Consider the following 13,393-nt stretch of genomic DNA (forward strand, 5'->3'; position numbering starts at 1 on the left):
CCGCCTCCTTCTTGCTGCGGCCGGTGCCGGTGCCGTACGAGACGCCTCCGACGCGGGCGGCAGCAGTGAAGGTCTTCTCGTGGTCGGGGCCGGTCTCCGTGACCAGGTACTCGGGGACGCCGAGCCCCTCGGTCGCGGTGAGCTCCTGGAGACTGGTCTTCCAGTCCAGGCCGGCTCCGAGGTTGGAGGATTTCTCGATCAGAGGGTCGAACAGGCGGTGCACCAGCTCCGCCGCCGAGTCCAGTCCCTGGTCGAGGTAGACCGCGCCGATCACCGCTTCCAGGGTGTCGGCGAGGATGGACGCCTTGTCCCGCCCGCCCGTGCCCTCTTCACCGCGGCCGAGCCGGATGAAGGAGCCCAGGTCGAGCCCGCGGCCCACCTCGGCGAGCGCACGCGAGTTCACCACCGCGGCCCGCAGCTTGGCCAGCTGGCCTTCTGGCAGGTCGGGGTGGGTGCGGTACAGCGTGTCCGTGACCACGAGGCCGAGGACGGAGTCCCCGAGGAACTCCAGGCGCTCGTTGGTCGGCAGACCGCCGTTCTCGTATGCGTACGACCGGTGGGTCAGTGCGCGCACCAGAAGGGCGGACTCGACCTTGTAGCCGAGCCGCCCTTCCAGAAGCGTGTGGGACGAGGCCTGGTTGTCCGCCGGGCTCCCGCTCACGCGGGAGGACTTGTTCTTAGGCGTGGACACAGTGCCTCTCACCAGCCGCTCAGACCTCGAGGACCTGGCGCTTGTTGTAGGTGCCGCAAGACGGGCACGCGATGTGCTGCAGCTTGGGCTCGTGGCAGCGCTCACACGCAACCAGGGTGGGGACCGCAGCCTTCCACTGCGACCGGCGGTGGCGCGTGTTGCTGCGCGACATCTTCCGCTTCGGAACAGCCACGGCTACTTCTCCTGCTTCTCGTCGGCGCGTGCTGACTGAGGCGCGCCGCCGCTCATCTCGTCCTTCTCGCCGTCCGACATGGTGCCGGCGAGTCCCTGCAATGCCGCCCAACGGATGTCGACGGCGTCATGGTGGTGGTCCGGGTCGTCCGCCAGCCGTGCGCCGCACTCGGCACACAGACCAGGGCAGTCTTCCTGGCACACCGGCTGCATCGGCAGTGCGAGCACCACCGCGTCACGCAGCACGGGCTCGAGGTCGAACAGGCCGTCCTCGAGAAAGAGCCTGTCCTCGTCGTCCTCGGCGTCGTCGCCCGGTTCCGCGATCACACGGCCCCGGTCGTCGGCGTCAGGGTACGAGAACATCTCCTGGAAGTCCGCTTCGAGCTGCTGCTCAAGCGGCTCCAGACACCTTACGCACTCCCCCTCGGCCGTGGCACGGGCGGTGCCTGTGACGAGCACCCCTTCCATGACCGACTCCAGACGGAGCTCCAGCTCCACCGGGGCGCCTTCCGGCACTCCGATGACTCCCTTGATACCGAGGTCCTGGGGAGCGTCGACCGTACGGGTCAGGCGCTGCAGCGCACCAGGCCGCCGACCCAGCTCGTGCGTGTCGAACACGAGGGGGTTGCGGTGGTCGAGGCGGGCGTTCAGAGCCATTCCTGCTTTCGATCTTCGAGCTCAGAGGAACGCTGACCGGCGGTGTCCCCGGGCAGCAGTGATCGCGGACGTATGCGCGACCGAAGAACCAGGGTACTGGACCTTTCGCTGTCGGCCCAATCCGGTGCTCAGCCCTGGCCGCGGCCCTGCTCGTAGGCCCGCAGCTGCTCGGCGCTGATCATGCTGGTGTCGAAGAGGCTGGTCTCGTCGAGGGCGTACCCCTGCTGGCTCTGGCCCTGCTGCGCCTGGTCCGGGCCGTAGGCGGCCTGCTGCGGGTCGTAGCCCTGGTAGCCGTAGGGGTCGGCCTGCTGGTAGCCGTAAGGGTCCGGCTGGGCCGCGTAGGCCTGCTGCGGGTAGCCGCCGTAAGGGTCGGGCTGCTGCTGGTAGCCGTACGCAGGCTGGGGCTGGGCGTAGTCCTCCTGCGGTGCGGGCCGCTCGGCCGAGGGCTGCTCGGCGGCCAGGCCGGCGAGGTAGTCGGCGTCGCTGGAGTGCTGGACCGTGCTCGTGTCGTCGGCGAGGGCGCCGAGGTCGTCGGTGGCGATCCGGCCGTGCAGCTTCTGCCGGCCGCGCCCGACGGCCTCCAGGGTCTTGGCGAGAACCGCCTCGAAGGCGCCGAGCTTGGCGTCGACGTACTCGTCGGCGGTACGGCGCTGGGTCTCCGGGTCGTGGCTGCGCTCGGGGGCGTCCTCGTCCTGGTAGCCCTGCTCGTCGGTGCCTGGGCCGGTGCCGAGGAGCTTCTCGCGGCCGCGGCCGACCGAGCCGAGGGTCTTGGTGAGGACGACCTCGAAGTTGGCGAGCTTGGAGTCGACGTACTCGTCGGCCTCGGCGCGGATCTCCTCGGCCTCCTTGCGGGCCTCGGCGAGGATCCGGTCGGCCTCGGCCTGGGAACGGCGGGCGACCTCGGTGTCGGAGATGAGCGAGCCGCGTTCGGCGTGGGCGCTCTCGATGATCCGCTGGGCCTCCTGGCGGGCCTGCTCGACCATCTGCTCGCGGCCGCCGATCAGCTCCTGGGCCTGGGCGAGGGAGTCGGGCAGCGCCGCGCGCAGCTCCTCCAGCATCGCGAGCAGTTCGGCGCGGTTGACCACGCACGAGGCCGACATGGGCATGGACCGGGCGCCGGAGACCGTGGTGACGATCTCGTCGAGCTTCTTCTGCACGTCCACCGTGTGCTCGCCACTCTCTACAGATGCGTTGGAGACGGACGGGACGACTGTACGGCCACGGGGTACTCGGTGGACACCGGGTGACGGGTGGTCAGGTGGCCGGGGAGCGACCGGGGCGCGGTCAGTCCTTCCGCAGCTTCTCGCCGAGGGCCTGGAGGACCTCGGCGGGCACCAGGTGGGAGACGTCGCCGCCCCAGGTCGCCACCTCCTTGACCAGGGAGGACGACAGGAAGCTGTAGGTGGGGTTGGTGGGGATGAAGAGGGTCTCCACCCCGGACAGGCCGTTGTTCATCTGGGCCATCTGCAGCTCGTAGTCGAAGTCGCTCACCGCGCGCAGGCCCTTGACGATGGCGGGGATGTCGCGCTGCTTGCAGAAGTCGACGAGCAGGCCGTGGAAGGCCTCGACGCGGACGTTGCCGTACTCGGCGGTGACCCGGCGGATCAGGTCGATCCGCTCGTCGATCGCGAACAGGCCCTTCTTGGCCTGGTTGATCATCACCGCGACATAGACCTCGTCGTACAGCCTGGAGGCGCGGGAGATGATGTCGAGGTGTCCGTTGGTGATCGGGTCGAACGACCCGGGACAGACGGCGCGGCGCACTTGTGATCCCTCGCTCTCCGGTCCGGTCATCGTGCGTCTTCGCACGTAGAGGCGGCGTGACCGTACCAAAACGTTCCCTCGCCGTAGCGACGGGACCGGAGGGGTTCGAAACCCCCGGGCCACCGGAATTCGCCGCCTCTGGTGCTGCGCTCCACGGTGACGAGGGCTTCCTCGGCGAGCCAGCCCTCCGAGCGGAGTGTGAGGAGGATCTCCCGAAGATCGTCGTCCGTGACGGCGTACGGGGGATCGAGGAAGACGAGGTCGTACGGGTCGCCGGGGGGTGCGGTGCGGATGATCTGTTCCGCTTTGCCCGCTCTGACCTCGGCGCCGGGGAGGCCGAGGTTCTTCACGTTCTCGCGGACCACGCGGGCGGCTCTGGCGTCGGCCTCGACCAGGAGGGTGTGGCCCGCTCCTCGCGACAGCGCCTCCAGGCCGACCGCGCCGGAGCCCGCGTAGAGGTCCAGCACGCGCTCGCCGTCCAGCGGACCGCCGAGGAGGGACTGCCAGGTGGAGAACAGTCCTTCGCGTGCGCGGTCGGAGGTGGGGCGGGTGCCGGTGCCTGGGGGTACGGCCAGGCGACGTCCGCCGGCTGCGCCGGCGATCACGCGGGTCATCTTCGGTCCTCGGTCGTGGACGGCTTTTCCGTATCAGTGTGGCTGGTCGCGCCCGCGCGGCGGTAGCCGCATATGAGGTACAGCCCCGCGCCCCTGCGGGAGGGGCGGTCCCCTCACCCCTTCTCCAGGTACTGCTCCCTCTCCTCGTCCAGGAGGGCGTCCAGGGCCGTCCGGAGGGCCGGGAGGCCGGTCAGCTCCGGGTCCTTCGCGACGACGGCCGTCGCCTCCTGCCTGGCCTGCGCGATGATCTCCTCGTCCTCGATGACCGCGAGCATCCTCAGGCTCGTGCGGGCGCCCGACTGGGCCTGGCCGAGGACGTCGCCCTCGCGGCGCTGTTCGAGGTCGATGCGGGAGAGCTCGAAGCCGTCGAGCGTGGAGGCCACGGCGTTCAGGCGCTGGCGGGCGGGGCTGGCCTCGGGCATCTCGGTGACCAGGAGGCACAGGCCGGGGGCCGAGCCGCGGCCCACACGGCCGCGCAGCTGGTGGAGCTGGGAGACGCCGAAGCGGTCGGCGTCCATGATCACCATGGCGGTGGCGTTGGGGACGTTGACACCGACCTCGATGACCGTCGTGGCGACCAGGACGTCGGTGTCGCCGGCGGCGAAGCGGCGCATGACGGCGTCCTTGTCGTCGGGGTGCATGCGGCCGTGCAGGACCTCGACGCGCAGACCCTTCAAAGGGCCCTTGGAGAGCTGGTCGGCCACGTCCAGGACGGCGAGCGGCGGGCGCTTGTCGGCGGCGTCCTCCGGGGACTGCGCGGGCTTCTTCTTCCCGGACTTCCTCGGGTCGTCCTCCTCGTCGCCGATGCGGGGGCAGACCACGTACGCCTGGTGGCCGTTGGACACCTCCTCGCGGACCCGCTCCCAGGCGCGGGCCAGGAAGTGGGGCTTGTCGGCGGCCGGGACGACATGGCTGGCGATCGGGGAACGGCCGGCCGGGAGCTGGTCGAGGACGGAGGTCTCCAGGTCGCCGAAGACCGTCATGGCGACCGTGCGCGGGATGGGCGTGGCCGTCATGACGAGCAGATGCGGGGGCTGATTGCCCTTGCCGCGCAGGGCGTCGCGCTGCTCCACGCCGAAGCGGTGCTGCTCGTCGACGACGACCAGGCCCAGGTCGTGGAACTGGACCTTGTCCTCGATCAGCGCGTGCGTGCCGATGACGATGCCGGCCTCGCCGGTGGCCAGGTCGAGCAGCGCCTGGCGGCGGGCGGCCATGCCCATGGAGCCGGTGAGGAGCACGACCTTGGTGCCCTGCTCGGCCCCGCCCAGCATGCCGCCCTCGGCCAGCTCGCCCATCATCTCGACGATCGACCGGTGATGCTGCTGGGCGAGCACTTCGGTGGGCGCGAGCATCGCGGCCTGCCCGCCGGAGTCGACGACGGCGAGCATGGCGCGCAGGGCGACCATGGTGTTGTGCGTGACCGTGAAGTTGTCGGTGACGTAGGCATGGCTCGGGTGGGCGACGCTGATGCACTGGACAGGCTTGCGCCCCACGTACTCGACCGCCCGGATGCCGCGTCGGAACGTGGTGTACTCCGGCCTCGGACGCACGCGTTCCGCTTTGCGGGCGAGCCGGAACGGGGCGTGATCGTCCGGCAGGGACACCTGCACGTCGTACGCGGCCTTCTCCGGCGCTACCCGCGCCCGGCCGCCCAGCGAACGTACGAGCCATGCGACGTCCTCCGCGAGCCGGCGCGAAGCCGGGCGGAGGGAAACACTCATGCCGTCGGCTTGGACAGTGCCGTCCGTGTCCAGAAGTCCCTGCAGCACGGCGAGACGGTCCTTGATCGGAGCGTTCTTGAAGGTTTCAGGGACGAACGTGTCGTGGGGGGTCCTTCCCCAGAGGCCCAGTTCGCGCAGGACCTGGATCACCGGGTTGCGCACGCCTCCGGCACGCTGCTCGAGCTGGATCGTGCAGTCACGGTACGAGCCCCTCACCGGCACCAGCCGGCATTCGGGCGCCACTGCCGCCGCCACCGCATCACGGATCTCGTCGTCGATGGTGGAAAGACGGAGATCGTGCCGGAACGAACCGCCCCCCAACAGCGCCCCGAGCAGGTACGGGTCGAGGGGCGGCCCGGCGTCGCCGCCGAGATCGACCGGCTTCGCCGGCGGGATGTACCACTTCGAGGACCCGTCGGCCTGGAGCGTGTCGAAACGGATCTCCCGGGTCGTCATGACCCCGGGAGCCTGACCACGGTTCCCACCGCGGCTCGTGCCGACGATCCAGAGATGCTCGTCGTCGCACTCGACGGAACTCCCGTCGGACAGGACCAGGCGCCACACATCGCGCTCCCCCTGCGGGAAGACGCCGTCGATCAGGGCGATGTCCCCGTCCGGCACCACCACCTCGTCGCCCACCCGCAGATCACCCATGGGACGGAAGCCGGTGGGCGTGAGCACCAGCGAGTCGAGGGGCTGTGCCTTGCCCGAACCGACCTCGCCCTGCAGCAGCCGGTGCATCGGGTGGTCCGTGGCCAGGTCGGCGAAGATCTCGCGGGAGACACGCTGCTGGCCTTCGGTGAGCGTGAAGGGCAGGCGGGCGTCGAAGGCCGTGAGGAGGCCGTCGGGGGCCGGTTCGCGGGGGACGGCGGGGAGTTGGGCGTCCGCGTGGCGGCGGCGGGCGAGGGCGACCTGGAGGACGAAGGCCTCGTCCCACTTGAGACGGGAGCGGGCGTCCTCGATGTCCGCCTTGGTGTGCGGGCGGTGGATCTTGAGGAGGGCCTCGGGGAGCGGGATCAGGCCGCGGTCTCGGCGCAGGCTCTCCGGGAGCGGGTCGGCGGCCTCCCGGGCCGTGGGCAGGACCGTCTGGAGTGCCTTGCCGATCTTCCAGGACTCCAGCTTGGCGGTGGCCGGGTAGATCGGGATCAGGGCGCCCGCCCAGGTCTCCACGGACGTGCCGGGCTCGTCGGGGTCGCCGCGCAGCAACTCGTAGGCGGGGTGGGCGAGTTGCAGGCGGCGGTTGAAGACGGAGACCTTGCCGGCGAACATGGCGCGCGTGCCCGGCAGGAGCTCCTTGTGGGGCTTGTGCACGCCGTTGCCGAAGAAGACCAGCTGGACGCGGCCGCTGCCGTCGGTGATCGTGACCTCCAGGCGCTGGCCCTTGCCCCGCGGGGCCCTGGCGGAGGCGAAGGTGTGCAGCCGGGCGTCGGCGACCTGGGCGACCACCGTGACGTGCTCGTCCATCGGGAGGTCGGCGAGGTGGGTGAGCTGGCCGCGCTCCTCGTATCTGCGCGGGTAGTGGTGGAGGAGGTCGCCGACGGTGTGCAGGCCGAGGTGCTCGGCCATCACCTTCGCGGTGGCGGGGCCGAGCACCGACTTCAGTGGCTGTTGCAGCGGTTCTTCCAGTGCGGGCACGAGATCCATTGCACACCACGCCACTGACAATGGCCTCAAGGCCTCGGCCGGATCGTCGTAAAGGTCCCGGAAATCCCTGGTCAGACGGATGGTCCGGGGCCTAGGATGACGCGCTCCCGGCCCTCTTTCGCGGTCACCGCTCCCTCGGGGCCGCCCGACCCCGCGCCGTCGCGAGCCCCCACCGGCGCCGTGAAGATGGACTCCCACACCTCACAGGCATCCCAGCCGTCCCCGTCACCCCGGTCACCTCATACGTTCCAGGTCGACCTGCGTGGTCTGGTGGACCTGCTCTCCCACCATCTCTACTCCAGTCCCAAGGTGTACCTGCGGGAGCTGCTGCAGAACGCCGTGGACGCGATCACCGCGAGACGCGCGGCGGAACCGGGCGCTCCGGCACGGGTCCGGCTGCACGCGTCAGACGGCGAGCTGCGCGTGGAGGACTCCGGCGTGGGGCTCACCGAGGCGGACGTGCACAGCCTGCTCGCCACGATCGGGCGCAGCTCCAAGCGGGCCGAGGGCCTCCAGGAGGCCAGGTCCGACTTCCTCGGGCAGTTCGGCATCGGCCTGCTGGCGTGTTTCGTCGTCGCCGAGCGGATCCGGGTGGTCAGCCGCAGCGCCCGTACGCCCGGGGCGCCGCCGGTGGAGTGGACGGCGTCCGACGACGGTTCGTACACCGTGCGGACGCTGCCGGACGCCGAGCGGCCCGAACCGGGCACCACCGTGCACCTGGTGGCCCGGGCCGGGGCCGCGGAGTGGCTCGCCCCCGAGCGGGTCGAGGCCCTGGCCCGGGACTTCGGCTCGCTGCTGCCGTACGACGTCCGGGTGGGCGACGAGGCGGTCACCGACCTGCCCGCGCCCTGGGACCGCCCGTACCCGGGCCCGGCCGCCCGGCGGGTCGCCCTGGCCCGCCACTGCCAGGACCTGTTCGGCTTCGCGCCGCTGGACACGATCGACCTGTCCGTGCCGCTGGCGGGCATCCGCGGGGTGGCGTACGTGCTGCCGGCCGCGGTGAGCCCGGCGCGGCGCGCGGGGCATCGCGTGCACCTGAAGGGCATGCTGCTGACCGAGCGGGCCGAACAGCTGCTGCCCGACTGGGCGTTCTTCGTGCGTTGCGTGCTGGACACGGACAGCCTGCGGCCGACTGCCTCGCGCGAGGCGCTGTACGAGGACGAGACGCTGGCGGCCGTGCGGGAGGCGCTGGGCGAGCGCATCCGCGCGTGGCTGACGGGGCTGGCGGCCGGTGATCCGGAACGGCTCGCCGCGTTCCTGGCGGTGCACCACCTGGGCGTGAGGTCCCTGGCCCGGCACGACCGGGAGATGCTGCGCACGATGCTGCCGTGGCTGCCCTTCGAGACGACCGACGGGCGGCTGTCGCTGGAGGAGTTCGCGCAGCGGCACCCGGTGGTGCACTTCACGCGGACGGTGGAGGAGTACCGGCAGGTCGCGCCGATCGCGTCCGCGCAGGGCATCGGCGTGATCAACGGCGGTTACACCTACGACGGCGAGCTGGTCCGGGCACTGCCGTCGGTGCGGCCGGGGACCGTGGTCGCCGAGCTGGACACCGAGACGGTGACCGCGCACCTGGACGCGGTCGACCCGGCCGAGGAACTGGCCCTGTCCGGCTTCCTGGCCGCCGCGCGGGCCCGGCTCGACCCGCTCGGCTGTGACGTCGTCCTGCGGGCGTTCCACCCGCTGTCCGTGCCCGCGCTGCACCTCGACGACCGGGACGCACGGCACGAGCAGGCCCGGGCGGACGCCGAGGCGCGGGCCGACGACCTGTGGGCGGGCATCCTCGGGTCCCTGCGCGGCAGCGCGCCCCGCGCGCGTCTGGTGCTCAACCACCTCAGCCCGCTCGTGCGGCGGATCAGCGCCCTGCCCGACGCGGAGCTCATCGGCACGGCGACGGAGTCGCTGTACGGGCAGGCGCTGCTGATGGCGCGGCGCCCGCTCAGCCCCGCCGACTCGGCGCTGCTCAACCGCGCGTTCATCGGTCTGCTGGAGTGGGCCACGCACAGCGAGGACGGTCAGGCATGAGCGGGATCACGGACCTCGACGCCCTGCGCGAGGCGATGGCGGAGAACTCCGAGCGGCCGGAGGGACCGGCCCGCAACGCGCGCGCGGAGGAACTGCTGGCGGCGGCCGAGCAGCTGAACGTACCGCTCGCCGTGATCGAGGCGCTCGGCCACCAGGTGAAGGTCTACAACTACAGCTCCGAGAAGGGGAAGATGTTCGTTCCCTTCGCGCGCCTGCTGCGCCTGTGGGACGAACGGCCCGAGGACTTCGACGAGTTCGAGGCGCACTCCCTGCACTGGGTCTTCAAGTGGGTGTCGTCCGGCATGCTCGACCAGCCGCACATCCCGCTCGCGTCGATCGAGGGATGGCTCGGCGAGATGGAGCGCCGCTACCGGCTCGCCGGGTACTCCGAGGGGGCCGTGCGCAGCGCCGAGCACAGTGTGGCCGCGCATGTCGGGGACGTGGCGCGCGCGGAGCGGGCGTACGCCGCGTGGCTGGCCGCCGACCGGGACGCCATGTCCGACTGTCACGCGTGCGAGCTGCACGCGCAGGGCTGGTGGCAGGCCGAGCTGGGGCGGGACGAGGAGGCCCTGGAGCTGTGGCGGCCGGTGCTGGAGGGCCGGTACACCTGCGCCCACGAGCCGCACACGGTCCTGGCGTCCTCCCTGGTGCCGCTGCTGCGGCTGGGCCGCAGGGACGAGGCCCGGGCCAACCATCTGCGCGGCTTCCGGCTCGTACGGGCGATGGAGAGCATGCGCGGTGCCTACGCGGAGCACGTGGAGTTCTGCGCGCTGACCGGCAACGAGGCGCGGGGGCTCGAACTGCTCGCGGAGCGGCCGGCGTACTTCACGGACGACGGGCAGCCGCAGAGCAGGCTGGACTTCCTGAGCGCGGTGACCCTGCTCATGGACCGCCTCACCGGGCTCGGTCTCGGCGACCGGCGGGTGCCGGGCCCGGCCGGACGGGAGTGGACCGCCCGGGAACTGGCCGCACACGCGCGTGCCGAGGCCCTCGCGCTGGCGGCCCGCTTCGACGAGCGCAACGGCACGACCCGCGTCGGCGAGCGGGCACGCGCGCGTATGGCGCAGAAGCCGCTGGCCGATCGGCTGCCGCTGGGGGTGCGGTCGGTCGGGCCGGCCCCGGCGCCCGCTCCCCCGCCGGTCCCGGCCTCCGTCGCCGGGGAGCCGGACCTGCCCGCCCTGCTGGCCGAGGCACGCCGGCTGTCGAACCACCTGCAACCGCACGCCATGGAGGCCTGGGCAGCGGTCGCCCGGGCGGCCGAGGGCGTCGAGCTGGACCCGCGCGACCGGGCCGAGATCGCCGACCACGAGGCGATGGGCCTCGGCCCGGCGGGTGCCGCGCTCTTCGAACGGGCCGCCGGGCTGTACGCGGAGGCCGGCGACCCCGGCGAGGCCCTGGCGGCACGCGCGCGTGCGGCGTACGTGCGTGCCCTGGGGGGCGACATCGCCCAGGCCGTCGCGGCCGTGCGGGGGCCGTACGAGGAGGTCCTCGCGCTGTACGCCGACGGCGGCACGGGGACGCGGCAGACGGCGGCCGTACTGATGGGCCGGGCGCGGGTCCTGCTGCGCCGGGCACACGCGGCGGAGGGGTCCGCGGCAAGCGCGGTGCACGGCGCGGCCGAGGCCGCCGTGCGCGAGGTCCTGGCGCTCGTCGACGGGCGCACCGGTCAGGACGTGCGGCTGGCCGCGCGGGCCGCCGAGGCGCAGGCGATGCTCGCCGAGCTGGCGGGGCTTCGGGGAGACCTGGCGGCGGCTGTGGAGCTGTTCGCGCGGGGCGCGGCGGCGTTCGTCGCGGCTGGCCTGCCCTGGTTCGCCGTGGAGTACGAGGCCCGGCTGGCGTCCCTGGCGCACCACCTCGGCGACATGGCCGAGGCGGAACGGGCGCTGCGGGCGGCCCTGGAGCACGGTGGAGCGCAGTTGGAGGCGCCCGGGCGGGCCCAGCTGCACCTCCAGCTCGCCGAGCTCCTCGGTGGCCGGGACGAGGTCGCGGAGGCCGCGCAGCACGCCCTGGAGGCCGCGCACTGGGCCGACGAGGCGGGCGAGAGCGCCACCCTCGGCGCCTGGGCGCGGCAGCAGCTCGGCGGCTTCCTGCTGCGGCAGGGACGGTGGGCCGAGGCGGCGGAGGTGCTGGAGTCGGCGCTGCCCGACCTGACCGCCGAGACGCACGGCGACGGGGCGGTCGTGCAGACGATGTGGTGGCTCGGCGACTGCCTGAGCGAACTCGGCGAGCACCGCGCGGCCGCCGAACGGCGCCTGCAGGCCGCCGGGATCGCCCGCACCTGGCCCGAGCAGCACGACCACGCGACCCTCGCGCACCTGGCCGGGGAGTCCCTCGGGCAGGCGGGACTGGCCGCCGAGGCGGAGCGGGCCTACACGCGCGCCGGCGACCTGTGGCGGACACTCGGCAACCCCCACGGCCTGGTCCGCTCCCTGCGCGCCCGCGCCTGGCTTGCGTTGCGCACGCAGGACGGCACGGCCGCGGCGCGCCTGCTCATGGCGGAGGCGCTCCGGGAGTGCGAGACCGCGCGGGACGCGGCGGCCGACGAGGCGTCCCGGCGGGGGTTCGTCGAGGAACTCGGCCACACCCACCGCCAGTTCGGTGACCTGCTGGCCCGGTCCGCCGGCGAGGGCGACGCCGATGCCCCGCCCCCGGCCCTGTTGGAGGAGGCCCTGGCCCAACTGCTGCGGTCGGCCGAGGTGTTCGCCTCCCTCGGGGACGGCGTCCTGCACAGCCGCACCGCCGCCGAACTGACCGCGGGGTGGCTGGAGATCGAGCTGGGCCGCCTCACCGAGGCGAGGGCACGCGCGCGTGGGGTGCTGGCGGCGTACGAGGCTTACGACGGGACCGACGCCGGGGGTACGGGCCTTGAGGAGGCGGTCGACGACGCTGCCGGCGAGGCGGTCCGGGCCCGGCGGGCGGAAGCCGAGCACCTGCTCCGCGTCGCGGCGGAGGACCGGGCCTGAAGCGCGGCGAAGGACCGGGACCGAAGCGCCCGGGCACCCGCCTCGCTGGGCCTATTCGACGCCGATGAGGAGCAGGGCCCCCTGCCGTCCGCCCCGGTACACGACCGTGTCGACGGCGAGATAGCCCTCGCGGACCCGGCCCTCCAGGTGCTCGCCGACGGAGTCGGGGACGTCGTCGCCGAGGACCAGCGTGACCATCTCGCCCCCGGCCGCGAGCATCCGGTCCAGGACGGCCTCGGCGGTGGCGGTGACGTCCGAGCCGATCACGGCCACGTCACCGTCGATCAGGCCGAGGACGTCACCGGCCTGGCAGATGCCGGCCATCGTCCAGGACTGGGCCTCGGCGACGGTGACCTCGGCGTAGCGGGTGGCGCCGGCGGCCGAGGTCATCGAGACGACGTCCTCGTCGAAGCGGCGCTCCGGCTCGTGCACGGCCAGCGCCGCGATGCCCTGGATCGCCGAGCGGGTCGGGATGAGGGCGACGCGGACGCCCTCCGCGCGGACCTGCTCGGCGGCCGCCGCGGCGGTGTGGCGCAGCTCGGCGTCGTTCGGCAGCAGCACGACCTCGCGCGCGTGGGCCCGCCGTACGGCTTGGACGAGCTCGCCGCTGGCGGGCGGCTCCCCGGGGCGGGCGAGCACGGTGGTCGCGCCGGCCTCGGCGTACAGCCCGGCCAGGCCCTCGCCCGGCACGACGGCGACGACGGCGCGCTGCGCCCGCTCCCGGGGCGCGCGCTCGGCGCCCGTGGTGTGCGCGTCGCCGACGCCGAAGTGCGTGATCCGGATCCGGTAAGGGCGCCCGGCCTCGATTCCGGCCTCGACGGCGGCGCCCGCGTCGTCGACATGGACGTGCACGTTCCACAGTCCGTCGCCGCCGACCACGACCAGGGAGTCCCCGAGGGCGTCGAGCCGTCGCCGCAACCGCGCGACGGCCGCGTCCTCGGCCTCCAGGAGGTAGATCACCTCGAAGGCGGGGCCGTCCTGCTCGGGCACGGTGGCAGGGCCGGTGCCCTCGTCGGGGTGCGCACAGACCGGGACGGCGTCACCGGCCGGCTCCACGCGCGCGTGCCCCGCGTCCGCCGTGCGGCCCGGCCCACCGGACGCCCCCGGACCGACCGCGCCGAC

9 protein-coding genes and 1 pseudogene are annotated in these 13,393 nt (G+C 73.0%); 2 read left to right on the plus strand and 8 right to left on the minus strand.

The annotated features are described in order from the left end of the window. From rnc to RIN80_RS09805, 7 genes are all read right to left on the minus strand, one after another. The coding region (gene rnc, locus RIN80_RS09775; protein WP_309095140.1) for a ribonuclease III at positions 1 to 703 on the minus strand (703 nt) is incomplete at its 3' end. Positions 704 to 710: 7 nt separating this feature from the next. Then, positions 711 to 884, minus strand: a complete 174-nt coding sequence (gene rpmF / locus RIN80_RS09780) for a 50S ribosomal protein L32 (protein ID WP_007493396.1) — start codon at positions 882 to 884, stop codon at positions 711 to 713. 2 nt (positions 885 to 886) lie between these two features. Then, positions 887 to 1,540, minus strand: a complete 654-nt coding sequence (locus RIN80_RS09785) for a YceD family protein (RefSeq protein ID WP_309095141.1) — start codon at positions 1,538 to 1,540, stop codon at positions 887 to 889. A 128-nt stretch (positions 1,541 to 1,668) separates the two neighbouring features. Continuing rightward, positions 1,669 to 2,703 (minus strand): ATP synthase F0 subunit B, encoded by a 1,035-nt coding sequence (locus RIN80_RS09790; RefSeq protein ID WP_309095142.1) that lies wholly within the window; start codon positions 2,701 to 2,703, stop codon positions 1,669 to 1,671. A 121-nt stretch (positions 2,704 to 2,824) separates the two neighbouring features. Continuing rightward, on the minus strand, positions 2,825 to 3,304 hold the full coding sequence (coaD, locus tag RIN80_RS09795; protein WP_309095165.1) for a pantetheine-phosphate adenylyltransferase: 480 nt from the start codon (positions 3,302 to 3,304) through the stop codon (positions 2,825 to 2,827). 26 nt (positions 3,305 to 3,330) lie between these two features. Further along, on the minus strand, positions 3,331 to 3,918 hold the full coding sequence (gene rsmD, locus RIN80_RS09800; RefSeq protein WP_309095143.1) for a 16S rRNA (guanine(966)-N(2))-methyltransferase RsmD: 588 nt from the start codon (positions 3,916 to 3,918) through the stop codon (positions 3,331 to 3,333). Between the two features lie 113 nt (positions 3,919 to 4,031). Further along, on the minus strand, positions 4,032 to 7,283 hold the full coding sequence (locus RIN80_RS09805; RefSeq protein WP_309095144.1) for a helicase-related protein: 3,252 nt from the start codon (positions 7,281 to 7,283) through the stop codon (positions 4,032 to 4,034). Between the two features lie 186 nt (positions 7,284 to 7,469). Between RIN80_RS09805 and RIN80_RS09810 the strand changes: the two genes are divergently transcribed. Further along, positions 7,470 to 9,308 (plus strand): HSP90 family protein, encoded by a 1,839-nt coding sequence (locus RIN80_RS09810; protein WP_309095145.1) that lies wholly within the window; start codon positions 7,470 to 7,472, stop codon positions 9,306 to 9,308. Next, the gene (locus RIN80_RS09815) at positions 9,305 to 12,271 is read left to right on the plus strand and encodes a tetratricopeptide repeat protein (RefSeq protein WP_309095146.1); all 2,967 of its coding nucleotides are present in this window, start codon (positions 9,305 to 9,307) and stop codon (positions 12,269 to 12,271) included. Before RIN80_RS09810 ends, RIN80_RS09815 begins: the two co-directional genes overlap by 4 nt. 51 nt (positions 12,272 to 12,322) lie before the next feature. Here the strand turns inward: RIN80_RS09815 and RIN80_RS09820 are convergent. Next, positions 12,323 to 13,393, minus strand: a pseudogene (locus RIN80_RS09820) (dihydroxyacetone kinase); the annotation flags it as partial.

It is taken from the genome of Streptomyces sp. (genome assembly GCF_031181705.1).
Lineage (GTDB): Bacteria > Actinomycetota > Actinomycetes > Streptomycetales > Streptomycetaceae > Streptomyces.